Source organism: Acetobacteraceae bacterium (assembly GCA_004843165.1).
Classification (GTDB): Bacteria; Pseudomonadota; Alphaproteobacteria; order Acetobacterales; family Acetobacteraceae.
In genome coordinates this window covers 846,258-869,779 of record CP039459.1, presented here as the reverse complement: position 1 = coordinate 869,779, position 23,522 = coordinate 846,258, and the positions used below count along the sequence as shown (strand labels likewise).

The following is a 23,522-nucleotide window of genomic DNA, read 5'->3' as shown; positions in this document are numbered from 1 at the left end:
CATTCAGGATAAGAGGAGCGGGCGAAGATGGCAATTTTTCGTGCTGGCAAGAAATTAGGTTCAGAAACAGAGCAAAACCCTATGACGGAAATCTTGTTCGCATTGCAACAGCTTTCCGAAAAGCGCCTGATACTTGCAGATAAATCCTATCATCTGGCGCAGAAGGAAGAAAAACGCAATGCCATTCGTTTTGAAAATGATCTGGTAAAGCTTCGTTGGGCTTCATGGAGCAACTATGTCCGCCGTATCTTTTTTATTTTAGAGGCGGTGAATGGATTGGATGAAGAGAAGCTGGAAGAGGCAAATCGCTTGATTGAAACAATCCTTGTCACCGACAAGCTTAAATGGACATTTGAAGATGCAGAGGTGCATAAGGAGGCTGATTTTATCCTCTCGCTCGCTGCAAAATTAAGTTTGGATGAGCATGATCTCGATAATCTGCCGGAAACAACAGCCAATATCCGTAAATCTCTCAATAAAATTGATAAGAAAATTGTTCCTTTGATGCGTATTCAGACGGGTTTTTAAAAGAAAATCTATATAAAAAGCCTCCGCCAATGTGGGGTGATGGCAGAGGCTTCTAAATAATAGCTAAATCTATTTTTTAATTATAATAGGTAGCTGAACAGAAGTTGAAAAACAAATAGAGCTTGTTGGGCGATAAGTTAAAAAGCCTACATTTAAATAAACAAGGAAACAGTCTTTCAACTTCAGTCCAGCTACTCCTCATTTTTTCCACGTCCCAACTCAATAATCAAGAATTAATTAAGTTCAAACATTAAAAAATATTTTAAATCCCTGATTTCTGCCTGAAATTCAGAGGATTTTATGTAGAAGAAAAATCTGGATTTTCAAGGCGAATCGATTCGAATAGAGAGAATTTTGAGTTAAAACTTAATGATTTTTTAATGCAATTTGCGTTTTTCTTTTGGGCATTGGGGATCAACTAAAATTGTTTCAATCCGTTGCAATAGAGGCGGCGGCAGGTTCTTTTCTTTGGTGGCGTTATCGCTTGAAATTCGTCCAGCCAGCCATTTGCGGGCATCAATCCGTAATTTTGCGAGATTTAAAGTTTCTGGTGTCGCTGTGTCGGCAATCTGAATGATTTCGGCATTTAAGGTTTCAAGAGAAAAGGTTGATTTTGGGGGGATATTTTTGGACATATAGATCTCCTTTTAAAAAAGAATCTGATAAAATAGAGAGAGCTGGAAAATGATAAAGGAAGCGTAAAAATGAAATATAGAACACCCGGCAGAAGTGCCTTGGAACTTTCGGAAATTTGCCTCGGCTCAATGATGTTCGGCGGGCCCTGTGAAGAAGAAGTTGCAAAAAAAATTATTGATTCCGCATGGGATAAAGGTGTTAATTTCATAGATACAGCGGATGTTTATCAATCTGGCAAAACAGAAGAAGTTCTCGGTCGCCTTCTGAAAGGAAAACGTAAGGAGTGGGTCATTGCGACCAAATTCGGCTATAGTATGGGACATATGGGCTTTGCGGAGCGGGTACGCAAAAATACGGATGGCCTGTCCCGAAAATGGATTTTAGAAACATTTCATAACAGTCTCAGACGCCTTCAGAGCGATTATGTCGATATTCTTTATTTTCATCGCTCTCTTCCGGGACGATCCTTTGAGGAGGGGTTGCGTACAGTCGGGGATCTCATGGCGCAAGGCAAACTGCTCTATTATGGCATTTCTAATTTTAGAGGCTGGGAAATTGCAGAAATTGTCCGTCTTGCGGATCAGATGGGAATTGCCCGTCCCTTACTTGCACAGCCGCTTTATAATATAACCGACCGCACAGCGGAGATGGAAATTCTGCCGGCCTGCCAAAATTATGGTATCGGCGTCGTGCCTTACAGTCCGCTTGCAAGAGGAATTTTGTCAGGGAAATATAAAATAGGTGAGAAACCTTCTGAAGATTCCAGAGTAGGCCGTGCTGATAAGCGCATGATGGAAACGGAATGGCGTGAGGAATCTGTTGTCTTGGCAGAACGTTTAAAAGAATATGCCAGAGAGAAGGGCTGCTCCTTGATTGCTTTCGCGATTGCTTGGGTTTTAGCTAATCCAAATGTCACTTCCATTATTGCCGGACCTAGAACGCTGGAACAGTGGGAGAGCTATCAAGAGGCACTTCAGGTAAAAATCACCCCAGAGGATGAGGTATTTATTGATCATTTGGTAAAGCCGGGTCTGTCCTCAACAGCGCATTATTTAGATCCTGCATACCCACCTCAAGGGCGTTTTAAAACGTTTTAATCACGTTTTGCCCTTTACGCCTCAAGGACATTCTAAAAATTTTTAATTCTTTTTGGGGTAATCAAAAAAGTGAAAACCTGTTCCACGTGGAACAGGTTTATTTTTCTAAAAAGGGCGGATAGACGTCGTCTTTTTCTAAACCGACATCGTGCTGTTGAAATATTGCATTCAGATTTTCCCGAAAATCTGCTGGAAGTGGGACATCTTCCGGCAGATTTAAGCCCATTTTAGGCGCTATTTCTTTGATAAAAGAGGGCGTTCCGATGATAAGTGTTCCCATCCATGCATCGGCATATCGGTCAAATTGTTCTACATTATAGCTGTCGCCTATAGGTTCTAAAGGAGCATCTTCTAAATCTTTTAATCCTTCCATCACAGGAACAAAGGCAAATTCAGCAATGCCGGAGATCAGAAAGCGATATAACGCATTGAGCGCTTTTTTCTTTCCTTCCTGACTGACTTCGGCCTCTGCGGTCCACCTGCCGCTACCTTCTTGACCTTTTGGAATGCGAGACTCTTCAGGGGCGAAGCCATTCTTTTTCAAGCTGGTCAATATGATACATTATGACCTCCTGTGTTTCTTTGAAAAAAGCAATAAAAAACCCCGCTAGAAGCGGAGCTGAAAATAGTTTTTAAAAACTAGTCTTTTGTGAGGGGCTCACGTCTTTTCCCTTTTCGAGGCCAAGGATATTTACCCTGATTTTCCCAGTTTGGAACGTAAGGGCAAGGCACATCAAATCCTACACCGGCTTGATCAAAAATCTCGCAAATTTCCTTACAAAATTCGGGATTAAAAGCTCCAAATTCCGTGAGCTGGTATTTCTTCTGTAATGTAACAGCCAAAACTGTCGGATAGAGGATTGTCAGCATCCAGTTACTTTCTCTATGGAAAGAAGGCGTCGAGGCATGATTGAGAAAGAAAGGATCATTTTCTTTAATAGGGCCTCTTAAATCAGCAATACTACTTTGAATAAGTCGCCAAGTAGCCTCTAAGGCGTGCTTGTCCCAGATTTCATCATCTGGATATCCATCTGCATTAAATAATCCAAGCATAGACCAATCTTCCCAATTACCCAGTTGGAAAACAGCAGCTTGATAAAAATCAACAAATATTTTCTGTGATGGAATCACGGCTCTCATCTTTTTCCTTTTCGAGGCCAAGGATATTTTCCCTGATTTTCCCAGTTTGGAACATAAGGGCAAGGCACATCAAATCCTACGCCGGCTTGATCGAAAATCTCGCAAATTTCCTTACAAAATTCGGGATTAAAAGCTCCAAATTCTGTAAGCTGATATTTCTTCTGTAATTCAACAGCCAACGCTGTCGGATCAAGGAATGTCAGCATCCAGTTACTTTCTTTGTGGAAAGAAGGTGTGGAGGCTAAATTAAGAAAACCGGGATCATTTTCTGGAATTTTTTTGCCAAGATCAGCGATACCACTATTGGCGAGGCGCCAAGTTGCTTCTAAGGCGTGCTTGTCCCAGATTTCATCATCTGGATATCCATCTGCATTAAATAATCCAAGCATGGACCAATCTTCCCAATTACCCAGTTGGAAAACAGCGGCTTGATAGAAATCAACAAATATTTTTTGTGATGGGATCATTTATTTATTCCTTTAATTGTCTCTGGAAATTTAAATTTTCGTTGATTTTTTCCAAATTGAGGACCTTTTATGCCAACAGTAACTTGATCATCAGGCGTTTGTCTCCCTGAATCTCCCGCTTTACGAATAGAGATATAGGTATCATCGTCAAATTTTATTTTTAGCATTCGGTATCCTTTGTAAGATTCGTCCATAAGTTCTTTAGAAGCAATACCTTGTTTTGCTTTATATTTGCGGACGCTCCTCACGAAATTTAAAGCGGACTGATAAGGGTCTTCTGAAGGTTCCATTATACGAACCGTATTTGAGCTTCCTTTTTTACCCATCCATTTTCCTTCTCTTTCCAGCCAAGGCGCAAGATTGTTCCGGATCGGAAAACGAAGCGAGCTTTTTCCGCTTAGTCGTAATCCTTTTTTCAAAATATGCTCAAGGAGGGAGATGGCAAGCTGAACTGCAATATTTTTAGCCCGCATGCCTTTGGATAAAAGTTTTAAGGGATTTTCTCGGAGAAGATCTTTCAGATCTGCGCTATCTGTCTCTGTAAGATTTTTGCTAAGATCAAAAAAATCTGTTGTGTTTCGTTCAAAATTTTCTTCGATAAAATGTTCACAATGTCTCTCAATCTCAGAAACAAGTGTGTTTTCACCATTTTTTTCAGCAAGGGATCGAAAATCATCCTGAAATTTTTTGACTTTTTCTTCTAAAAAGCCTTCATTCTTTTCAGAGTTCCCCTCGCCTTCTGCGGTCCATCTTCCGCCACCTTCCTGACCTTTTGGAATGCGAGATTCTTCAGGGTCGAAATCTTCAGCCAAAGCATTCTCAATACCAAAACGCTCTTTGAAAAAAGACACTAAAAAACCCCGCTAAAAGCGGGGTTGAAAAATTATAATAGATTATATTAATAGATGTTCGTGGAGATTGTTCATTTACCAGCGTTTTAGAAGTATAATCCTAAGTCTTGTTAGTATTCTGCAACCATTTTCATATATTTCTAGTTTTGGACCATGAGCAATACCACTGGCAAAGAAATTTGGATCTGTAAAAGAACTATTAAGTTTTTCTCTAAGTGTATCGATTTTCTCTTTATCAGTTTTTCTTTGCCAAGGGGCTTCTTCTGTTAAGCAAATATGAATTTTCATAATTGCGGTTCTGACATCCGTTTCCAAATCATCATTTCCCATTTCAGGGATTTCTGAACGCCAATAATTTTTCGCTGCAGTTTCTAATTTTTCACTAAGTTTCTCAAAACTTTGGAGATGTTCTTTTAAAACTTCTCTTCTCGTTGTGTAAGAAGATTTAAGTAGCCACAGAGCATTTCCAATCCATGATACACTCGCAGCGGCAAGAATAGTTTTCCATTCTTTTTCAAAAAGTATGAGTATATCTGTTAACAAGGCCATCAATTTCACGCCTTATGTTGGAGACGTTCTATTGCTTCGTCAAAATATTGTTTGGCTTGTTTAGCATAGGGTTCATTTGCTCGGCAATCTGCTTTAATAATCAGCTTCTGCTGTAATTCGGTAGGCGAAATTCTTTTGAGACGTACCAATCCACCAAAAGCTTCTTCTAAAAAAGAAGAAAAATAGCCATTTTCTCCATCTACATAGACGTAGAGCGGATCATTATTTGTTGCTTTAGCAAGGCGCTCTAAAAGCAATTTTTGAAAAGCTTCACCGCTATATGGGCCAAGCCGGATAAAGCGTGCTCCTGTTCTAGGAGAAAAATCTTTAGCAATGCTGATTGTGTTCATGGTGGTGCCTCGTAGTACTTTCTGTATTATTTACATATTTATGATTTAGGATAAAGGTGAGAGTTTGATATGCCATTTGATGAGTGTTCCGGAATATGGAAATGAGAAGTTATTTCCTTCACCATTTGCTTTACGCTGTAGAGAAAAATTTGCTTCTGCATATCCGCTGATAATTGTTACTGTATTTTCGTTATTTTCTTGAATTGGAGCGATAATTTCTGAAAGTCCTTTTCCCCTGTAAGATTTATTTGTTCCTGATTTATTAGGAGAGCATGCCCAGAATAAGCGATGAATATCATCAATAGAGTCAGCAGGAGGAATATCTCTGTGAAAAAATTCTATGGATTTCGGAATGGTAATACCCAAATCCACGCAGACGAGTTCAATTTCATTTTGACTTTCATCTAGTTGCATACAAACCCACCATCGCTTTTCTTTAAAAATTTTGAATTCTGGAAATTTTTTTGAAGATAAGACCGGATAAGCATGCTCAACTGTGTTGGCAATAGATTCAATTAAAGGAAGATTAAAGGCTCTCGTATTCCAATTTTTTTTGCTTAGATGCAAAAGTTTTGTTTGTAATGTTTCTATAAGGTCGGGAATAGCTTTATCTCCTGATTGAATAGGTAAGAAATGTCGTTCTAGCCAAGGAATTTTTTCAGGATTTAAAGTTATATGTTTAAAAAAGCCGATGGAATGAAGCATGTGTATAGCTTGAGAGTAATGTTTTTCTTTAAGGCTAGGAAGCCTAAATCGCTTTCCTCGTATTTCATTTAGTCTTTGAAATTCTGCAGTTAGTGCTATTGCCGTGGCAAAACCTATTTGTTGCAAAGTTCCAAGCTCAAGAAAAAATTCCATTGGTTCTTGGGCATTAATGGTTTCTCGCAACTGCCAGAAAAAACGTCGGGATATATCTGGCTTTTCTTCCAAACACAGATGAGGAGGAAAAGAAATTACTTTTAGGCCTAAGGGCTCTTGTAAGGCCTTGGCTCTGCGGCGGGTATGGCGATTGGGACGATGTTTCATTTTTCTAATGCTGCTTGATTAAGCTCCAGGCCGTATAGAGATCCGCAGGACTTCCGCCGGGGGGGACAACACCGATCCCTTGACCGTAGAAATTATAAACCTCGCCCTGATCGTCAATAGAGCCAAGCGGTTTGCCATATTGGTCACTGACCTGATAGCCGCCTTGCGTTGTATCTTTTGTGATTGTGCCGAGGATATTGCCGCTCGGATCGCTAATGCGATTTTGACCGGGGGAGCTCTGACTATCCACATAGGCAAGAACTTGGCCATTTTTACCCCGCACAATATCGCCGTTCGGATTATTTGAACTTTGCGTTACCGTTTCTGAATCCCCTGCGCTGTTGCTAATGGTGGCACTGTCGGCCCCTTGCGTGATGCTTCCCTCATTATTGCTGTCTGTGCCGTCGCCGATAGAACCGCTGTCAGCTGTTTGCGGACGTGCAGGTTGTGGGGTTGATTTGCCATGCAGGGGAAAGAGGAACTGATCACCGCTATCTTTTAAGCTGTCCTCGACAGATTCCGCAAACACAGAAGAAGCCTGTATGCCAAAAGTCATAAGGCCGAGCGAAAGAGAGAGACAAAAGATTTTCTTGGGGAAAAGGGATAAAAGCATTTTAATGACTTTCTATTTGAGCGAAGCTCACAAAAGTGCCATCTTCGTTCTTTATAAGATTTGGCACGCACGTTGTATAGAGGGGCAGGAGATTCCCCCTATCTTCTTAAAAATCTTGATTAGACTAGCGGATCATTGGATAAAGGCAAGCATGAAAAAAATTCTCTCTTGTATGATTCTTTCAAGCCTCGCCTGCACTGTAGCGGCAAAAGGAGAGACGATCCTCTCGGCCGAGAATATGGATGATTTTCATCCCGAAATCAGTGCGGGTAAAGTCCCCATGCCAGAGGTGCGTACGACAGAAGAAAAAACGGATAGCTTAGCTGTCATTCCGTTTGAGGAGGGCGATCTACCGACAGAAAATAAGGGGAAAATAGAAGAGATCGAAATCTATCCCACAGGCCAAGGACAGTGGCGAAAAACATCTGAACCGGATAATCCTGTCAATAATGTCCTCAAAACAGAAAAGAAAACCGGAGAGGTTATGCAGGCACCGACCCTCAAAATCGGTCCTCAAAACCAAATACCGGAAAATCTTTTTGGGAAATTGTAAAAATTAAGCCTCGTCATCTTCAGCTAAATTGTCTTGTTCACTATCCCCCTCGTAATTTTTGGCCGCACCGACAATCCCAATCAATTCAAATTCAAGACTATTATCCCTGCCTTGTAAACGTAAACGGCTTTCATTCCGGTTGAGACAATGAAGCGCCTTGCCACTCTGTGAGCTAAGGTCCGGCGACGGATGTAAACACCAATCATAAGAGACATATTCCGCCTTTAAGGGGTTATATTCTGATAGATTGACGGGATTGCCATATTTCTTTACCGCATGATCCAAAACATTTTCTATCAGCCCCGTTTCAGGCTCATAGGAAATATGATCGACCGAAAGCTCCTGATGAAGAGGGAGCCCCGCATTACACGCAAACTGAACATTTATTGCGCCTTTTTCTCCCTCGGCGCTTAACTGCGTATCGGCAGTGCAGGTTTGTGGCTCTGGCATACTGCCGGAAATGGTGATGTTATGCAGATTAATCCCAAGATAATTTGCAATCGCCGAACGGGCTTGGGCGAAAGTCATTCCTAGCTTAACACCCCCTAATTCAAAATGATCCGGACGATTGTCGGAAGGGAATGTTTTGAGGCGTGCCGTCGATACAGCTTTGGGAGAAGGGCGGGGCGTGAAAGACGTTTTCGACATGTGCGAAGACGGATGAGGAGGGGAGGAACGGACTTTGGAAGATGTGAAAGGCGCAGGTTTTTTAGAGGCGACATTTGCCATGCTTGCCGTCACATCCTTTTTCATCTGCGTTAATCTTTGCGCATCCTCATTATTCTGCGTTTTCTGTGAAAAAGAAATGATTTCTTTGGTCGGTTTCGCCTTCGGTGGCACGGTTAAATCTGAAAGCGTATGCGTTTCAATCGGCAAAGTCGTCGTCTCAGCCGCAAAAACAGGTAGAGAAAAAGCAGGGAAGACAAACAGAATACTGAAAGAAAACGGCAAAAAGAAAGAAATCAATGGTTTTTGCGGCATTTGTCCCACCTTTAAGCCCCTGCTGATTTATCCCCGGAAATGATTCTATGTTATGGCATTTTTGAAGAAAAAACACTTCTTAATTTTAGCCGTTGTTCTGAAATCATGTTATTCCGCCTCACTGCCCAAATAACCGGTATTCGCATTTAAATCCTCTTTTGGCTTTTTGGCTTTTTGTTTTTGCACTTCTTTTGGCGGGATGGGGAGAGGGGTGACATAGGTAAAAGGCTGAAAAGGCCTATAAATACCAGCGACTTTGGTTTCTGAATTGATAAAAGGCGTGCAAACGAAGGTAATGCGATCACATTGATACTGCAAATCTCCCTTGCTTTTGAGCCGGAGAAATTTAGGCTGAAAAAAAGGCTGATATAAGGGGCCTAAAGAAGATGTTTTGAGGCGATCTAATAAATCTTTATGCACTTTGCGGGCTTGGAGAACAAAATTGGGAAAGTTGCACCGCCCATCGAAATCACAATCATCGGAGGCCGCTTGCCATTGCGTGATCCAATCATTGCGATGGTTAAAACCTTTGGGAATTAAATAATTCCTTCCCCACGGCGAAGCCCATAATGTGACATCGCCATTGCTGTCGAGATAAAGATCCTGCCATTCCTTGACAGTCTCAGGCTTAAAACAGCCAAGACCGGAATCTAAACACATTAAAACGGTCTCCGGCCCTTTGTGCAAACCGGTATAGGGTAAAGGCGGCTTTTTTGTCTTGGGCACAGGCGGCACCGGTGCCATATAGGTGGGAATATGGGTTGCCTCAATCGGCTCAAAAAGCGGCCTTAAATTATCAATCGGTGCCTCTTTGGGCATACCATAAGCTTGCGCTGTTTCAGAAAACCCTAAGAGGGCAAGAGCGAAAAAAAGACAGCTAGGGAGAGAAGAGAAACGTATGGCTTTAATCATAGAGGGCAGATGGGCTTATGAACGTGCCGTTCCAACTTCGGAAGCGGTTGGAATGGGGGCGGCCTTATCCTTTTTCTCTTGTGCTGTTGGTGCATCCTTGTGGGCATCAGGTTTGGAAACATGCGCTTCCTCTGCTCCCTCGCCGGAAAGCGGTGCCGCACTGGTCAATTCCGTTGGGGCGGTCACATAGGTTAGGGGCTGATGCGGACGGTAAAAACCAACTTGTTTATCGGGAGAGTCGATAAAAGGCGTGCAGATATAACTGAAGAGATTGCACTGATATTGGATCTCGCCCTTGCTTTGCATTTTTTTCATTGTTGGCTGGAAAAAGGGACGAAAGGCTTTAGGAAAATTATATTCGTCAAGCATATGCAACATGTCATGATTGGCTTTGCGCGCCTGCTGCACAAAGGCAGGAAATTCACATTTATCCTTTGTCTCGCAGTTTTTCTCAGCCTCTTTCCATGCGGCAACCCATTCTTCCTTGTGGTTATAACCATAAGGAATCAGATATTTCTTGCCCCAAGGCGCATCCCATGTGCCGACATGATAGCGGCCGCTGGCATTATAAAGCTGTTGCCATTCGGCTTTATTGGCAATCTTATGGCAGCCTAGTCCACTATTGGCGCAAAAAGTAATGGTTGCACCGTCAGCCGCCTGCGTTCTCCCTTTGAACGACATATCAAGTTTTTGACATCCATTCAGCATTAAAAGAGAGGAGGAGGTCAAAAGAATTGCGGAAATCGGAACAATTTTCTTCAAAAGCTTCATAGAGAAATTTCTACGCCATCATGTCAAAAAGAAGGAAAGGAGAAATCAATTCTATACGATTTTTTCTTAAAACTTCAAGGAGCAGATAGAATATGCCTTTCTTTGAAAAAAAATGCGGTCTAGAAATTGAAAATGATGATGATTCCCTCTTGCCTTAAAGCCTCTGTCAAAGCCTTGCTCCTTGCTGGCCTCTGCCTTTTTTTGCCGTTGGCGGCAGGAGATGTTTTTGCCCATAGAGCGCCGGAATCAGATGAGATGATCTTGCCGGCCCCCGTGCCGCTTGCAAAAGCTCCGCCCCCAGCCTTTTCAGCCGTGCCAGCCCGTAAAGCCTCGCCGGCCCCTCGCTACCCGGATGCGAAAATCTATGGCGGCCGTAAAATGGCAGAGGCTGGAAAAATTAAGGGCTATGTTTCGGATACGAGCCATTCTAGGGGAATGGTGGAAAAGGCAATGAATCCGAATGAGGGCAACAAATTTGCGCCAAACCTTTCTGAAAAAGCGATGCAATCTCTTGAAACAATGCCGGCAGAGGCCATGAATGATGCCAGCGATCAGATCGTGCAAGAGGCAATATCGGGCAAAGTCCCTGAAATTGAAGCACCGCCGCCACGCCCTATCAATCGCAGTAATCCCCAGCTGGAGCGGAAATTTCAAATCTGGTTTTCGCTAACAGAGGGACAAAGAGAACTCCGCTCTCTGATTTATCCGCTTGTGCCTGTGGTTTTAAAAGCCTGCCCGACATGGGATGCACAGCTTTCAAGCTGGACAAGCTGTCAAAATGCCATTCCTGATCAAGAAAAATTTGCCAAAAAACTCAAAACCGAAAGCAAGGAAACACAAATCCAACAATGGTTTTTCCTCACAGAAATGGCGGACATCGGGGCAAGTGAAGATGACATCTTGCGGGCACAAACTTTCTTAGCAAGATATTTTTCTCAAATGATCGAAGATCAGCTTCAAAGAGAAGGCTGGTGCTATGGGCCTTCTTGGGTCGCCGCCTCGGAACAGGTCTGGATGAATTGCACCAAAATGCCGCTCCGCAGTGCCCGTACCGATGCCGGCTGGGGACAATATCAAAAACCAGCCAACGCCCCCCGCCCCCGCTGGCCAATGCCTAGGTAATGCTAGCGGATAAAACGCCAGCGCCAGCCTTTTTCGCTTCGGACATAGCCGAAAATAAAAAGCACTGTGAGCAGTAATGAAACCGTAATGATTTTCAAAAGCCCGTGAAAGACAATAAGGCAAAAAAGAAGATATTTCAGAAAGGAAAAGACGACAAAAAACTTTTTCAAACCGGCAGGAATAGCAGGGGGTTTGGCGTAGGCTTTTTTGAAAAAAGACCAAATAGCATTTTTGAAATTTAACATTCTTTGAGACTATTCCTTATCTTTAAGAGAGTCCCACGCTATAAGATTGGATTTTAGAGAGAAAGCCCTCCTCTTTTTCATTAAGTCTATTTAGAGGATGAAAATCCTCTGTAAAAAAGCACTTTTTAGGATTAAAATTATCTTAGAAAATATTTGTTTTTTAACCTTTTTCTAAAGGGTTGAGGTTTTATGCGTCATCAAAATAATGAACAAACAGAGAACGTTGATAATAACCGGCGTTTCTTTATCCGCAGTGGTGCGGGAGCAGCCGCTTTGGGCGTTGCCGCAACATTAGGCACAGCACGTTCCGCAAGTGCTGAAAATAAACAGCACGCCAGAGGCAAAACCGCTTTGACAGACCCTGCCAAAGCCTATCCGGCACCGCCTTACCCTTCTCAAGAGCAGGCTTGGCCGGGGATACAGTCTAAAATGCACCCGGTGCCGGATTGCGGTGAGAAAACATACCAAGGTTCTGGCCGTATGAAGGGCCGTAAAGCCTTAATCGTTGGCGGAGATTCCGGTATTGGCCGTGCTGTGGCGATTGCGTTCGCAAGAGAAGGCGCAGATATTGCGCTCAATTACTTGCCGCAAGAACAGTCAGACGCAGAAGATTGCGCAAAATATATCCGTCAGGCTGGCCGTAAAGCCTTTTTGATTCCAGGGGATTTGCGTCAGGAACAATTCTGTGAGTCTTTGATTCAACAGGCTGCAAAACAGCTTAATGGCTTGGATTGCCTCATTGTCACTGCCGGGCGTCAGAAATTTTGTGATGATATTACAAAAATGACAACAGATGATTTTGACTGGACGTTAAAAACCAATCTTTACGCTCTGTTCTGGCTTATCAGAGCGGCGGCAAAAATCATGCCCGAAGGGAGCACAATCGTGACCACAGCCTCTCGGCAGGCAACAGCACCAAGCCCGACTTTGGTAGATTATGCAATGACAAAGGCAGGTATTGCCAATATGACTTTGTCCTTGGGAACCCAGCTCTTGGTGCAAAAGGGCATTCGCTTAAATTCTGTTGCGCCGGGCCCGGTCTGGACACCGTTACAGATTTCAGGCGCTGTGCCGCAGGAGAAGTTTAAAAATTTCGGTGGAGATTCCATCCCGACTTTTGGTTCAGATACGGCTTTGCACCGTCCGGCACAGCCAGTTGAACTTGCACCGCTTTACGTTACGTTGGCCAGTGCTGAGAGTAGCTATGCAACAGGTGAAATCTGGGGCAGTACAGGCGGCCATTCCGTTCCTCCGAGAATATAAAAGTTAAACAGAGTCTTAGGCGTTCTTCTTTATGAAGAGCGCCTTTTTCTTGAGATGAAATGATTTTCTGATAGTTTCCCTGCTGATTTCCATCTGCTAAACTAAACGCTTGCGTTAAAGCGGCATCCCCAATGCCGTGGTTTCCCTGCTGATTTCCATCTGCTAAACTAGCGGCGGATCAAGAGAGGAGAAGCTTTTAGCCGTGGTTTCCCTGCTGATTTCCATCTGCTAAACTATGAATTATTCTAATCAGATAAATGTCGGTGCCGTGGTTTCCCTGCTGATTTCCATCTGCTAAACTTTGGGCGATTAGAAAATCTGATACTTTGTTGCCGTGGTTTCCCTGCTGATTTCCATCTGCTAAACTTTCTGGCGGCATTCGTAATCGCTAAAAGTGGCCGTGGTTTCCCTGCTGATTTCCATCTGCTAAACTCGCTGGGCGTTGCTTATGTTTCTGGAACTTGCCGTGGTTTCCCTGCTGATTTCCATCTGCTAAACTATTGGCGGCTGCAAGCATTGGTTTTCTGGGTTTTTTCCGCTTTTTTTCGCCGAAAATTCACAGTAAAACCATTTGTTTTGTAGCTTTTTTCTCTATTTTTTTGCCAAGACCTAACATTAGCTCCATACGTCCATATTGCTTGTCTGTTACTTGCAAGGCACGAATGGAGCCAGCTTTGGGCATCGCAAGCCGTGTACGATGCAAATGCTTATCAACAGCCTCCTGCCCACGGCAGACTCTGGCATAGACAGAGAATTGTATCATGATAAAGCCATCATTGAGCAGCGCATTTCGAAAACGTGTGGCGCTGGTGCGCTGAAGCTTGCTTTTAACGGGTAAATCAAAAAATATCATTAGCCACATAAATCGGACATCCTCTTTCATGACTCGCATTCTTCCTCTGATAAATATTCACTTTCTTCAATAAGGGGCAGATATTTCCCCCATGCAGGGAGGTGAAAAGAATCAGGTGTTTTTTCCCGAATAGCAGTGACAAGACTCGCACTCATGATTTCCGTTGCTGTTAGCAACGTGACAATTTCCCCTTTCATTTCAATGGAGAAATTAAGAATATTGGCCATAAAGCGCCGGTCTTCTAAATCGAGTTGCCCCATGCTTTTCGCAGGGTCAATATCTGAACGCATCAGAAAGCGTTTGAGCGCTAACCCATCCACAAAAGGACGGTAGGGCTCAATGAGATCATCGGCCAAATTAAAAGGGTTTAATTTGGAAATATGAAAAAGTCCGAAAGCAGGTAAAAGTCCACTCGCGGCAATAGATCGGGCAATCATCGCCCGCACAATTGCATAACCGTAATTTAAGAGGGAATTTCTAAAATCCGTTCCGTCCGCACGAATGAAATTTTGAAAAAGATTTCGCCAGTAAAAACGGGCGGCAACTGCCTCCATATTCTCGGAATCTCCTGATTTAACGAGATCGGCATAGCCCAGTAATTTTTTGCCACCCTGTAAATTTTGATTTTCCAAAAGCCGCCCCTGATTGCGGATTTTCCGCTTGATAATTTTCTGCCAAAGCCGTTTTTTCAAAGGGGTGCTTAGATTGGCCTGTAAATGCGCTATTTCCGCCTGTGCGTAATGCTGGTGAAAGGAAAGCACCATGCCGGCAGGATGATGCCGTTCATCGGGCACAATCAGCATAATACCGTCTTCGCTAAGCCGGGAAAGCAGGGCAGCGCTTAAATTTATCTGTTTTGTGTCTAAAATAATGCAGGCAATATCTTCGAGCGCAAACGAATTTTCCCCCGCTTCACTTTTGAAATAGAGATTCTTACGTTTTAGACTTAGTGAGCCTGATTGGCTGATATGGAGATTTTGCCACGCCATTCTTCTTCCTTTTAGAGTAAAGAAGAAGAATGGATCATTTTTTCAATAAAGGCAAAAAACAAATCAAAGAATACAAATAAACGCCTCTTTTCTATGGAGTCGTTTATTTAATAAAAAAGATGATTTACTTAACGAGATTCTTTCCCCGCTTTATAAAGTTGGCCAAAACGATCAATGTGATATTTTTCAAAAAGAGGTAAATTCTTTACGCCGATGCTACGATAAAGTTCTTGGGGATTATTAGGGTTTTTTAAAACAATTTGTGCTGTTGCCCGACCAAAGCTGGCATAATATCCCTCTATCATTTCGCCTTTACGGATAATTTTCACATAGCTGCCAGGATATAAGGTAAATTCAAAGGTAAATCCTTTACTTTCGTCCATGAAAATCCAGTCTTTTTCATTTTTTCCTTGTATGCAGGCATGATGTGGTAAAATATTTTGCATAATCTGCCACGAATAAATGGGAACGAGATAAAATTCTTTCTCTCCTTTGTTCTTTCCGCTTGTTTTTTGTTTGCTGAAAACATCTAATCGGGTGATAGAAGCCGCCGCAACGAGGCCTTTGCGGCTTTTCTCTCCACGGCCTGTTTTGAGTGGAATACCAGATTTCTGATCTTCCTTTACCACAATACGGCGGATCTCATCCCCTTTGGGAGAACGGGGGAGCGTGTCAGGCGGACATCCCTGCGAAATCCACGTCTCTAAAGCCGCTTTAATATGCGGATTGCGTTCAGGATCTTTTAAACGCCCTACAAGCTTTTGAACCTCTGCAGTTTTGAGACCTTTCAACGATTTTCGGGAGGAAACGGAGAGTGTTTCTGTTTTCTCGGAAATTTTAAAACGCCGAATGGTTTCCTTATGGCCTTCCCCTCTTGCCCGTCTGTTTTCAGGACGTGCAACAATAATTTTATCCAGCGCCACTTTGACATCTTCAGGAAAACGATCCCAAGGCAAGGGGGATTTCCGCAAATTACGGTCATCATTTGTCCGTTTTTCATTTTCTTGAAAACTTTTCTGAATTTTTAGAATTTCTTTTTCATCCACACAGGCGACACAAATGGCATCCAGCGCATGATGGCGGTCATCTGGAATACGTTCCCTTCTGCCCGTTTTGGGATTTTTCTCTTTTTCTTTTTTGAGATGTTCAACCCCCCAGCCTTGACGCAATGCCGCAGTTAAAGCGCCGGGGCGGGTAAACACACGTTTTTCACCGCCTTTAGAGCGTTGGCGGTCTTTCTTATCATAGAAAAGCTCCGCACATTGCGCCATCAGACGGCTGGCATATCTTGTGTCGTTAAGATGCCTTTCCGTTAAGCCTTCTTGCAGTGTTTTGGTCAGATAATTTTTCTTTTTAATGCCGCATTTGCTGCCTTTTCGGCTGATTTGCTCAACGGATTCTTGAAATCGGTACCATTCTTCCGGGAGCTTCGCTGCATTGAAATATTCATAAGGTGTCAGATTACCCTTCTTGCGATTTTCAGAAAGGCAGGCAAGCGTTTTATTGTTAAAAGAATTATCAAAGGAGCGGCTTTTGGGTAGAATATGATCCACTTCAAATTCAGGTGAATGAAACTGACCGGCAGGAATAGCTTTCCCGGAGTAAAGACAAAATCCTTTTTGCTCTTTCCAGAGACGGTAACGCAGTAAATTTTCACTACTGACTTGATATTCTTCAATGCCAAGAGCATCTGCCGCCTCTTTTCTTTCTAGCTTACGTTCTGCCGTTGTTTGGTCCAAGCTGGTTTTGAGTTTGCCTCGCTCATCGGCCGACTTGCCGACCTCTCGTGCAAGTTCAATGGCAATTTTACCCGGCAGACCAAATTTATTCTGCATCGCCCAAAGCTGTTTTAAGCCTTCTGTAAGGGCCTTGCGGGCGGAGGGATTGGCAATGCGGTCTTGCCCCTCTGTAAAATCCTTAATGAGCTGGACAAAATCTTTGTGCGTTCGAATTTGTGACCAGTGATCCCGAGAGGCCGCCGCATGGTTATAATGAGCCATTTCACAGGCCTCAGAATAGACTTTCCCCTCTAACAAAAAGGGAAGAATTTTACGGCAGGCTTTCGTAGAGAGATTTGCTGCCTTTGTAAAATCATTAAATTTGCCATTTTCAACAGCATCTAAAAGGGGCGTGTAAATCTCCTCCGGAATATGACGTTTTTTAAATTCTTTTGCCATATTCTCAGGCGAGGCGAAGAAAGACAGGATTTCGGCGCAATCATCAAGCGTTCTCAGCTTTTTTGCACTTTGATGCAATGCGGCCCAGATCTCCGTTCCCAAAATCTGGTACAGCGCATAAGAGCCGGAAAAAGAGCCTTCACTCTTATTGCTGCTCAAGGCAATTTCTTTTTTGCCTTCTTCTTTAAAGGGAACGCCGCCAAAGGAAAGATTTTCATCCAGCCTGAGGAACTTCCGTAAATCCTTATAGGTGAATTTTTTCTTAGGCGTTGTAAGCAGCTCGGCAATCCCTAACAGCTCTTCGGGAAAGAGGCGGCGGCTGGAAATCAGGCCGTCCCGATCTACTTGCGGAATTTCAATATGGTTTAATTTTGAAAAGAAGCGGAATTTTTCAAAAGAGGGCGCTTTCATTGCCGCCCTTTTTTCTGATTTTTCAAAAGGACAATTTCCTAAAAGCCTATAGTAATCCTTTTTGGGAAAAGGCAATATGGATAAAATTCTGCTCTAGCGTTGGTGTGGCAATTTTTGAACCGAGATCCCGCTGATTGTCAAAAATTTCTTTGACTTCTTTCAGCAGTAAATCACGGGATGGCGTGCAGTCGTAAATCTCATTGCGGTTGCGTAAACGCCCTTTATGCGCTTGATAGTCGGGATGTTGTGTCAGAACTTCCGCAAAAGTGCGGTAGATTTGGGGATTATCTTCGATAATTTTTGCAACAGCGTTATAGGCCTCCTTGATACTGCTATCTTCCTTGCCACCATTTTTGGCATTGGATTTAAAACCCCGGTGTTTGGCAATATGACCTAAGGCGACGGCGAGTTCAGGGCCTGAAAGTCTGACATCCAGCCCCCGTGTGCGTAAGATCCAAGGGGAGAGATTGTCCCAGCTTTCCTTGCGGAGATAGGCACCGATATGGCCTAAAATTTCCCGGTCTTCAGGATCTATTTTTTTACTGTTGGGAAGTTTTGTCCCTTCAGTGCCCAGTGAAATATCGGGATCAAATTCAAATAAACCGGCTTGATGAAAGAGTTTGCGAATATTTTGCATCCGTTGCCGCCGCCTGCGGATAACACGGCGTAAAAGACGCTTTTCCCGCCGATTTTGATTAAGCGGTTTACGTGTTTTATCTTCTTCGGGCGTATTAAAACACCAACTGCCGGCTGCCAGAATGTCGGGGGCGTTAGGGTCTTTTCTGTCAATAACGGCCCAGCCACAAGAAGCAAGCCCAAGATCAATACCGAAAGTCAGATTTTCTTTAATTTTAAAGGATTTTAGAGTGTTATCAGACATGAAAGGATCCCAAAAATTTTAAATGAAACCTTGTTAAACTAGATCGGTTTCTTTAAAAAGAAAAATGGAAATCAGGTGGGAAACCACGGTAAGATAGAATTTATTCTATTTGCAGGATCATCCCAACAATCTTTGGATTTGGTTAGCGTTCATCGCATGATCGGGAAATTCCTTAAAAAAGGCGTTCTTCTTTATGAGGAGCGCCTTTTTTGCATCTTTTTCGTCACAATCTATAAATTTGCGTTTTTTGAGCGGGAAAGAGATTGCTTCTTTCTTAAAACTATCGTTTTGATACGCCATTAAATCTTTTTATGGCATTTTAAGGTCTAAAAATAATGACGCTTATTTTTTTAATATTATTTCCTATTTTTGGCATTACATATCTTTGTTTGAACAAAAAACATAAGGAAATGGTCAATCATCTGCTTAAAAAAGCTTTCGGCTGGTTTCTCATCCGCCGTAAAAAGAAACAGCTTGAGGATGGCGATACCCGTAAGGATAAGCTCGAACAAACCCAAAAGAAAAAAGAGCAGGAAATAAAACAGGAAGTCAAAAAAGATATTGAAGAAGTCAAAGCGGAATAAAGCCTTTTAGAAATCATCTTTTCCTTAGAAGGGAAAAAAGGTTATAAATAAGAAAGCTTATCTTCTATTTTCATGAAGCGAACTTGCCTTATATGAAACCTTTCTCCCTTCTCCTTCTTGCCGGTATTTCTCTTTCGGCTCTTTCTCTGACGGGCTGTATGCCAAATACAGACTACGCCATGCTCTCGCCAACCTTGCAGGATGAGGCGATCAGAGCGGGTAAGGGGGATGTTGAGGCGCAATTTCGTCTTGGATGGATGTACCAGAATGGGCTGGATGATCCAAAAACCAATCTAAAAATGCCCCGTGATCTTTCAAAATCCGTGTATTGGTATCACAAGGCGGCGCAAAAGGGCTACGATAAGGCACAGGTTAATCTTGCGTGGATGCATTTTAATGGCGCAGGCACACCGCAAAATTTCTCTTATGCGCGCAAATATTATCAAAAGGCCGCTAAACAAGGAAATATCAAGGCTGAATATGCGCTAGGCCTGATGTATGCAACCGATGTCGGTAAAAATCTGAACTTTGGAAAATCTATTTTTTGGCTCTCTAAAGCCGCAGATCATGGTTTCCATGAGGCGGAACTTTGTCTGGCCTATCTCTATGAAACCATTCCGGCAACCCCTTTAACCCTGACGCCGGAGCAGGCAAGGGAGGAAGCCTTTAAATGGTATTCCAAAGCAGCAGAACATGGTTTTGCAAAAGGACAGCTTAAACTTGCCCAGCTTTACGCCGAGGGAATTGGTGTTGCACAAGATAAGCAAAAAGCCTTTGAACTTCTTTCAAAATCTGTTGCACAAGGCAATCAGCAAGCGCAATTCGCACTGACACGCTTTTCAGCAGAGGCCGGTGATGCCAAGGCGCAATTTGAACTTGGCCAAATGTATCAAACGGGACATGGCATACAGGAAAATCTTTCTCTTGCGATTCAATCCTATCAAAAATCGGCATGGCAAAATTATGCGCCGGCGCAATATGCTTTAGGCCGCCTTTATTCACAGGGAAAAGGCGTGCGGGAAAACCGTGCTTGGGCAGGGCATTCCGCTTTAGAGGAATTTTATCCAAGTAACAAAGCCACGAAGGAAGATCAGCAAAAAGCGATTGGATTTTTTAGCAGATCAGCCGCACAGGGCAATGCAAAGGCACAATTTGCGCTTGGTGTTGCTTATGAATATGGTGTTTTTGTTCCTGAAAATGGCCAGCAAGCAATCCATTTTTATCAAAAAGCAGCAGAACAAGGCGAGGCGAGAGCGCAACTGGCGCTTGGAAATGCTTATATGGGGGAAAATGTCCTTCATGGGGGAGAGCTGGCCGGAAAATGGCTGCAAAAAGCCGCTGATCAGAAATTGCCGCAGGCACAGTTTAAATTGGGGCAGCTTTATGAAAAAGGACAGGGGCTCTGGCCACAAAATCGTGAAAAAGCCGTGGAATATTACCGCCTTTCCGCCGATCAGAATTATAAACCTGCCATTTTTTCCTTAGCACGTATGTATGAGGAGGGGTTAGGCGTTAAACTCAACATGCCGCTAGCAGCGCAGATGTACCAAAAACTTGCCGACCAAAATATTGCACAAGCGCAGTTTAAACTTGGCCAAATTTATGAAACAGGCAGCGCCAGTAAAGATGCGCTAGAGGGGATCGGCCTACCGGCAGATTATAAAGCGTCAACAAATTGGTATCGCCGCTCCGCACGTGGGGGATATGACAGAGGCCAGTTTGCACTTGGTATGGCCGAAATTCTAGGCCAAGGAACAGCGAAATTACCGCTAAGAGGACTTTATTGGGTACAAAAAGCGGCAGATCAAGGCAATGCCCAAGCGCAATTTACGCTGGGAAAAGTCTTTATTGATAAAAATCTTGGTCTTTATAATCTTGCCAAAGCGGTCGAATATTTCCAAAAGGCAGCAGCTCAAGAACATGCCGGCGCAGAGTTTGCACTGGCCTTGATTTATGACAATCCAGATCATCATCTATATTTTAATAAGACAACAGCACAGAAATATTTCTGCCAAGCGGAAAGCCAAGGCCTCGTTTCCGTTGAGGAAGTCCCGGAAAAACTTGCCGATACGGTCATGCGTAACCGTAAAATTGATCTGAAAAAAGCGGTTATCGTCCAAAAGAAAGCCATCGCCCAACTTAATGACGGCTCAGTGCGGTGAAAGATTTGTTTTAAAAAGCCAAAATTTTTAACAGGTTGTGATAAACCTGTTAAAAAAATGGAAAAATTTTAACATGTTATGATAGACCTGTTAAAAAAACGGAAAAATTTTAATATGATTTGTTAAAAATAGAAGGTTTGAAATGGTTTATACAGCAACAGCCTCTGAAAATTTTTCTACGAATGAAAAAGCCCTCTAGAAAATTCCTTTTTTAAATCCTTTAGAAGAGGAGATTTATACAAAAATAGATACAAAAGCTGTTCTGAAAAAGTTAGTATCTGCAAAGGCAGCTTTGGCACGTCTCAGTGGAACGGCACGTATTATACCCAATCAAGATATTTTGATTCATACATTGTGTCTTCAAGAGGCAAAGGCTTCATCTGCTGTGGAGAATATTTTCACAACACAGGATGCTTTATATAGAAAATTCATTTTATTTCCAGCTTTCTAAAAAATGGCTTTAAAAAGTCAAAGGTAAGTAATTCTTGTTTTCCAATATGAGTTTTTTGCCAATCATAATTATGCGCTCCTTTTTTACTGACTTTTTGACTAGAGCAACATTCGATATGAAAGCGAGACTTTGCTTTATCAGGTGTATCAAGGGTAGAATAAGATGGATTGACGAGAAGTTTTAAAAGTGTGTCGTCGATGCAAATATTTGATGCCAATTTTATAATTTTAGGATTATGAAAGCGTTTGCACTGTTTTTCGACATTACGAGCACCTAGATCAATGCTGTCATAGACGACAAATAGAAAACTATACTGCTCATCTGAAATGCGTTTTTCTAAGTCTGAGGCTATTTTATCAATTCCTAATCTATCTGGATTTAGTCGTTGTCCGTTTGGTGTAAAAATTATATCAATATTTCTTTTTTGAAGTTCTTCTCTAAAAATTTTTTTGATAAACTGGAAGAAGTACAACTCTCCTTTGCCTTCACAGAGAATAAGACATTTTTTAGATGCAATACGAGGAAGGGATTTTCTTCTTACTTTTAAACCAGCCATAAGAAATTAGCTTCCAAATGGTAAAGCGCCGTAAGCACCGCCCAGATATTTAGCTTCAAAATTTTCATCAGATCGAACACCCTTCATCTGAGATAAGGAGTAGGCTTCGCTTGTTCCTTCGATTTTTTCAGTAAGCCAAATATGGGATTTTCCTATACGACGCATAAAATGAGGGTTGTGAGAAACAAAGATAAGTTGTGCATGTCCAGGATTTGTTTCGTTATCATTAAAAAGCTCAAGAAGGTCTTCAACGATATGGGGATGAAGATCATTATCAATTTCGTCTAAGATAACCTGCCCGCCTTTTTGAAGAAGTGGAATGATGAGACCTAAGAGAGCGTACAGTGCACGTGTTCCGCTACTTTCTTTATTTAAGGGAAGTTTTTGGACTTGATTATTGCCAATATCATGTAAACCGTAGGCTTCTAGTGAAATTGGCCCTTCCTCAAGAATTTTCTTTAGTTCAGGCATTTCTTTAGATTTTTCTTCAATTTGTGCAATTATGGACGGTGGAAGATTTACTTTCTCCTGTTTGATTTCAAGATTGGTTAGTCCTAAATCTATTTTTCGTAGATATTGACATGCTTTTTCGAAGAGATTTGGGTTTTTAAAATAATGTCCTGTAATTCGCTCGGCAAGTTCATCGGTAGATAGATGCCCCGTGGCTGTAACATTGCTGCCTGAAAGGGTCAGTATCTTTAATTGAGAATCGGGTCGATGTTGAAGAAAAGAAGAAATGAAGCTTGTATTTTTACGGAAACTTTTTGCAACTTTTATATATTTTTCGAAGTGAGCCTTACTGGAATCTCCAAAGAAAAGGATATACTCATTTTCTTTCGTATCCCAATTCCGACGAAAAATAGTTGCTCCAGAGCCGCCCTGTCCTTTGGGACGTCGGGTTAAAAATTCTTTATGAACGAAATTTTTTGTTAACTCTAAATGATAGGTGAGAACGGTTCCTTTGTTATCAACCCAAACTACTTCAAATAAAGTAGGGCTTTCTACATTAAACCAACTTTCAACTGGAATTTTTTCAGAGCGTCCAAGTTCTTCGAAGGAATCTTGAAGAAAAAAGCTTAAAAAACTGAAGGCTTTGAGGATAGATGTTTTTCCGCTCGCATTTGCTCCCCATATTCCAAGGACAGTTCCTAAAATTTCTCCTGAGGAGCGTTGAACTGCCCACTCATCACTGAGTTCTCTTTCATTCATTAAAAAAGAAATTTCAGAACGTTCTTTAAAACTTTGGAAGTTTTTAAGGGCAAAAGATTTGAGCATCAAATTTCCTTCTAGTTGAAGGAAATTATCAGCAGAAGAGATTCGTTTTTTATTCATAATCCTATCTTTGGAACGTTTTT

The 23,522-nt window shown here is 42.4% G+C and carries 26 protein-coding genes and 1 CRISPR repeat array; of the genes, 7 read left to right on the top strand and 19 right to left on the bottom strand.

Annotated elements, in window-relative coordinates; translation table 11 throughout:
* Positions 1-27 precede the first annotated feature (27 nt).
* Positions 28-528, top strand: coding sequence for a hypothetical protein (locus FAI41_04265; GenBank protein QCE32864.1), 501 nt, complete (start codon positions 28-30; stop codon positions 526-528).
* 377 nt (positions 529-905) lie between these two features.
* On the opposite strand, the gene FAI41_04260 is transcribed toward FAI41_04265, so the two are convergent.
* Positions 906-1,163, bottom strand: a complete 258-nt coding sequence (locus FAI41_04260; GenBank protein QCE32863.1) for a hypothetical protein — start codon at positions 1,161-1,163, stop codon at positions 906-908.
* Between the two features lie 69 nt (positions 1,164-1,232).
* On the opposite strand from FAI41_04260, the gene FAI41_04255 reads away from it, so the two are divergent.
* The gene (locus FAI41_04255; protein QCE32862.1) at positions 1,233-2,261 is read left to right on the top strand and encodes an aldo/keto reductase; all 1,029 of its coding nucleotides are present in this window, start codon (positions 1,233-1,235) and stop codon (positions 2,259-2,261) included.
* Positions 2,262-2,358: 97 nt separating this feature from the next.
* On the opposite strand, the gene FAI41_04250 is transcribed toward FAI41_04255, so the two are convergent.
* The 8 genes from FAI41_04250 to FAI41_04215 form a co-directional block, all read right to left on the bottom strand.
* A complete protein-coding gene (locus FAI41_04250; GenBank protein QCE32861.1) occupies positions 2,359-2,814 on the bottom strand; it encodes a hypothetical protein in 456 nt (151 codons plus the stop codon).
* Between the two features lie 86 nt (positions 2,815-2,900).
* A complete protein-coding gene (locus FAI41_04245) occupies positions 2,901-3,401 on the bottom strand; it encodes a hypothetical protein (GenBank protein QCE32860.1) in 501 nt (166 codons plus the stop codon).
* The gene (locus FAI41_04240; GenBank protein QCE32859.1) at positions 3,398-3,868 is read right to left on the bottom strand and encodes a hypothetical protein; all 471 of its coding nucleotides are present in this window, start codon (positions 3,866-3,868) and stop codon (positions 3,398-3,400) included. The genes FAI41_04245 and FAI41_04240 overlap by 4 nt, the downstream gene beginning before the upstream one ends.
* Positions 3,865-4,719 (bottom strand): hypothetical protein, encoded by an 855-nt coding sequence (locus FAI41_04235; protein ID QCE32858.1) that lies wholly within the window; start codon positions 4,717-4,719, stop codon positions 3,865-3,867. Before FAI41_04235 ends, FAI41_04240 begins: the two co-directional genes overlap by 4 nt.
* Before the next feature lie 75 nt (positions 4,720-4,794).
* Positions 4,795-5,268, bottom strand: coding sequence for a hypothetical protein (locus tag FAI41_04230; protein ID QCE32857.1), 474 nt, complete (start codon positions 5,266-5,268; stop codon positions 4,795-4,797).
* A gap of 5 nt (positions 5,269-5,273) precedes the next feature.
* The gene (locus FAI41_04225; protein QCE32856.1) at positions 5,274-5,618 is read right to left on the bottom strand and encodes a DUF4325 domain-containing protein; all 345 of its coding nucleotides are present in this window, start codon (positions 5,616-5,618) and stop codon (positions 5,274-5,276) included.
* 45 nt (positions 5,619-5,663) lie between these two features.
* Positions 5,664-6,644: a hypothetical protein gene (locus tag FAI41_04220; protein QCE32855.1), complete on the bottom strand. Its 981-nt coding sequence runs from the start codon at positions 6,642-6,644 to the stop codon at positions 5,664-5,666.
* A gap of 4 nt (positions 6,645-6,648) precedes the next feature.
* Positions 6,649-7,257, bottom strand: coding sequence for a hypothetical protein (locus FAI41_04215; GenBank protein ID QCE32854.1), 609 nt, complete (start codon positions 7,255-7,257; stop codon positions 6,649-6,651).
* Between the two features lie 151 nt (positions 7,258-7,408).
* Between FAI41_04215 and FAI41_04210 the strand changes: the two genes are divergently transcribed.
* The gene (locus FAI41_04210) at positions 7,409-7,810 is read left to right on the top strand and encodes a hypothetical protein (protein ID QCE32853.1); all 402 of its coding nucleotides are present in this window, start codon (positions 7,409-7,411) and stop codon (positions 7,808-7,810) included.
* A 3-nt stretch (positions 7,811-7,813) separates the two neighbouring features.
* Here the strand turns inward: FAI41_04210 and FAI41_04205 are convergent, their stop codons facing one another.
* From FAI41_04205 to FAI41_04195, 3 genes are all read right to left on the bottom strand, one after another.
* Positions 7,814-8,791: a hypothetical protein gene (locus tag FAI41_04205; protein QCE32852.1), complete on the bottom strand. Its 978-nt coding sequence runs from the start codon at positions 8,789-8,791 to the stop codon at positions 7,814-7,816.
* A 108-nt stretch (positions 8,792-8,899) separates the two neighbouring features.
* Entirely contained in the window at positions 8,900-9,703 is an 804-nt protein-coding gene (locus FAI41_04200) for a hypothetical protein (protein ID QCE32851.1), read from the bottom strand.
* Between the two features lie 15 nt (positions 9,704-9,718).
* A complete protein-coding gene (locus FAI41_04195) occupies positions 9,719-10,474 on the bottom strand; it encodes a hypothetical protein (protein QCE32850.1) in 756 nt (251 codons plus the stop codon).
* Positions 10,475-10,606: 132 nt separating this feature from the next.
* Between FAI41_04195 and FAI41_04190 the strand changes: the two genes are divergently transcribed.
* Complete coding sequence (locus tag FAI41_04190) at positions 10,607-11,596, top strand: hypothetical protein (GenBank protein QCE32849.1); 990 nt, start codon at positions 10,607-10,609, stop codon at positions 11,594-11,596.
* A 2-nt stretch (positions 11,597-11,598) separates the two neighbouring features.
* On the opposite strand, the gene FAI41_04185 is transcribed toward FAI41_04190, so the two are convergent.
* The gene (locus FAI41_04185) at positions 11,599-11,841 is read right to left on the bottom strand and encodes a hypothetical protein (protein ID QCE32848.1); all 243 of its coding nucleotides are present in this window, start codon (positions 11,839-11,841) and stop codon (positions 11,599-11,601) included.
* 189 nt (positions 11,842-12,030) lie between these two features.
* Between FAI41_04185 and FAI41_04180 the strand changes: the two genes are divergently transcribed.
* On the top strand, positions 12,031-13,104 hold the full coding sequence (locus FAI41_04180) for an SDR family oxidoreductase (protein QCE32847.1): 1,074 nt from the start codon (positions 12,031-12,033) through the stop codon (positions 13,102-13,104).
* 67 nt (positions 13,105-13,171) lie between these two features.
* Positions 13,172-13,603: a CRISPR direct-repeat array (repeat unit 36 nt; unit sequence GCCGTGGTTTCCCTGCTGATTTCCATCTGCTAAACT).
* 57 nt (positions 13,604-13,660) lie between these two features.
* Here FAI41_04180 and cas2 read toward each other — a convergent pair.
* The 4 genes from cas2 to FAI41_04160 all read right to left on the bottom strand — a co-directional run bounded on the left by cas2 (position 13,661) and on the right by FAI41_04160 (position 18,414).
* Complete coding sequence (gene cas2 / locus FAI41_04175; protein ID QCE33784.1) at positions 13,661-13,966, bottom strand: CRISPR-associated endonuclease Cas2; 306 nt, start codon at positions 13,964-13,966, stop codon at positions 13,661-13,663.
* A 17-nt stretch (positions 13,967-13,983) separates the two neighbouring features.
* Positions 13,984-14,946: a type II CRISPR-associated endonuclease Cas1 gene (cas1, locus tag FAI41_04170; protein QCE32846.1), complete on the bottom strand. Its 963-nt coding sequence runs from the start codon at positions 14,944-14,946 to the stop codon at positions 13,984-13,986.
* Positions 14,947-15,074: 128 nt separating this feature from the next.
* The gene (gene cas9 / locus FAI41_04165; GenBank protein ID QCE32845.1) at positions 15,075-17,621 is read right to left on the bottom strand and encodes a type II CRISPR RNA-guided endonuclease Cas9; all 2,547 of its coding nucleotides are present in this window, start codon (positions 17,619-17,621) and stop codon (positions 15,075-15,077) included.
* The gene (locus tag FAI41_04160; GenBank protein QCE32844.1) at positions 17,581-18,414 is read right to left on the bottom strand and encodes a hypothetical protein; all 834 of its coding nucleotides are present in this window, start codon (positions 18,412-18,414) and stop codon (positions 17,581-17,583) included. Before FAI41_04160 ends, cas9 begins: the two co-directional genes overlap by 41 nt.
* Before the next feature lie 676 nt (positions 18,415-19,090).
* On the opposite strand from FAI41_04160, the gene FAI41_04155 reads away from it, so the two are divergent.
* Both FAI41_04155 and FAI41_04150 read left to right on the top strand, forming a co-directional pair.
* The gene (locus tag FAI41_04155; protein ID QCE32843.1) at positions 19,091-21,160 is read left to right on the top strand and encodes a sel1 repeat family protein; all 2,070 of its coding nucleotides are present in this window, start codon (positions 19,091-19,093) and stop codon (positions 21,158-21,160) included.
* A 232-nt stretch (positions 21,161-21,392) separates the two neighbouring features.
* The gene (locus FAI41_04150) at positions 21,393-21,611 is read left to right on the top strand and encodes a hypothetical protein (protein QCE33783.1); all 219 of its coding nucleotides are present in this window, start codon (positions 21,393-21,395) and stop codon (positions 21,609-21,611) included.
* Here FAI41_04150 and FAI41_04145 read toward each other — a convergent pair.
* Both FAI41_04145 and FAI41_04140 read right to left on the bottom strand, forming a co-directional pair.
* On the bottom strand, positions 21,589-22,167 hold the full coding sequence (locus FAI41_04145) for a hypothetical protein (protein QCE32842.1): 579 nt from the start codon (positions 22,165-22,167) through the stop codon (positions 21,589-21,591). The genes FAI41_04150 and FAI41_04145 overlap by 23 nt on opposite strands.
* 6 nt (positions 22,168-22,173) lie before the next feature.
* Positions 22,174-23,499: an ATP-binding protein gene (locus FAI41_04140; protein ID QCE32841.1), complete on the bottom strand. Its 1,326-nt coding sequence runs from the start codon at positions 23,497-23,499 to the stop codon at positions 22,174-22,176.
* Between the last annotated feature and the right edge of the window lie 23 nt (positions 23,500-23,522).

Bases quoted from the DNA above. Each gene is read 5' to 3' on its own strand.
- FAI41_04265 (QCE32864.1), top strand. From the start codon at position 28: ATGGCAATTTTTCGTGCTGGCAAGAAATTAGGTTCAGAAACAGAGCAA.
- FAI41_04260 (QCE32863.1), bottom strand. From the start codon at position 1,163: ATGTCCAAAAATATCCCCCCAAAATCAACCTTTTCTCTTGAAACCTTA.
- FAI41_04255 (QCE32862.1), top strand. From the start codon at position 1,233: ATGAAATATAGAACACCCGGCAGAAGTGCCTTGGAACTTTCGGAAATT.
- FAI41_04245 (QCE32860.1), bottom strand. From the start codon at position 3,401: ATGAGAGCCGTGATTCCATCACAGAAAATATTTGTTGATTTTTATCAA.
- FAI41_04240 (QCE32859.1), bottom strand. From the start codon at position 3,868: ATGATCCCATCACAAAAAATATTTGTTGATTTCTATCAAGCCGCTGTT.
- FAI41_04230 (QCE32857.1), bottom strand. From the start codon at position 5,268: ATGGCCTTGTTAACAGATATACTCATACTTTTTGAAAAAGAATGGAAA.
- FAI41_04225 (QCE32856.1), bottom strand. From the start codon at position 5,618: ATGAACACAATCAGCATTGCTAAAGATTTTTCTCCTAGAACAGGAGCA.
- FAI41_04220 (QCE32855.1), bottom strand. From the start codon at position 6,644: ATGAAACATCGTCCCAATCGCCATACCCGCCGCAGAGCCAAGGCCTTA.
- FAI41_04215 (QCE32854.1), bottom strand. From the start codon at position 7,257: ATGCTTTTATCCCTTTTCCCCAAGAAAATCTTTTGTCTCTCTCTTTCG.
- FAI41_04210 (QCE32853.1), top strand. From the start codon at position 7,409: ATGAAAAAAATTCTCTCTTGTATGATTCTTTCAAGCCTCGCCTGCACT.
- FAI41_04205 (QCE32852.1), bottom strand. From the start codon at position 8,791: ATGCCGCAAAAACCATTGATTTCTTTCTTTTTGCCGTTTTCTTTCAGT.
- FAI41_04200 (QCE32851.1), bottom strand. From the start codon at position 9,703: ATGATTAAAGCCATACGTTTCTCTTCTCTCCCTAGCTGTCTTTTTTTC.
- FAI41_04195 (QCE32850.1), bottom strand. From the start codon at position 10,474: ATGAAGCTTTTGAAGAAAATTGTTCCGATTTCCGCAATTCTTTTGACC.
- FAI41_04190 (QCE32849.1), top strand. From the start codon at position 10,607: ATGATGATGATTCCCTCTTGCCTTAAAGCCTCTGTCAAAGCCTTGCTC.
- FAI41_04185 (QCE32848.1), bottom strand. From the start codon at position 11,841: ATGTTAAATTTCAAAAATGCTATTTGGTCTTTTTTCAAAAAAGCCTAC.
- FAI41_04180 (QCE32847.1), top strand. From the start codon at position 12,031: ATGCGTCATCAAAATAATGAACAAACAGAGAACGTTGATAATAACCGG.
- cas2 (QCE33784.1), bottom strand. From the start codon at position 13,966: ATGTGGCTAATGATATTTTTTGATTTACCCGTTAAAAGCAAGCTTCAG.
- cas1 (QCE32846.1), bottom strand. From the start codon at position 14,946: ATGGCGTGGCAAAATCTCCATATCAGCCAATCAGGCTCACTAAGTCTA.
- FAI41_04160 (QCE32844.1), bottom strand. From the start codon at position 18,414: ATGTCTGATAACACTCTAAAATCCTTTAAAATTAAAGAAAATCTGACT.
- FAI41_04155 (QCE32843.1), top strand. From the start codon at position 19,091: ATGAAACCTTTCTCCCTTCTCCTTCTTGCCGGTATTTCTCTTTCGGCT.
- FAI41_04145 (QCE32842.1), bottom strand. From the start codon at position 22,167: ATGGCTGGTTTAAAAGTAAGAAGAAAATCCCTTCCTCGTATTGCATCT.
- FAI41_04140 (QCE32841.1), bottom strand. From the start codon at position 23,499: ATGAATAAAAAACGAATCTCTTCTGCTGATAATTTCCTTCAACTAGAA.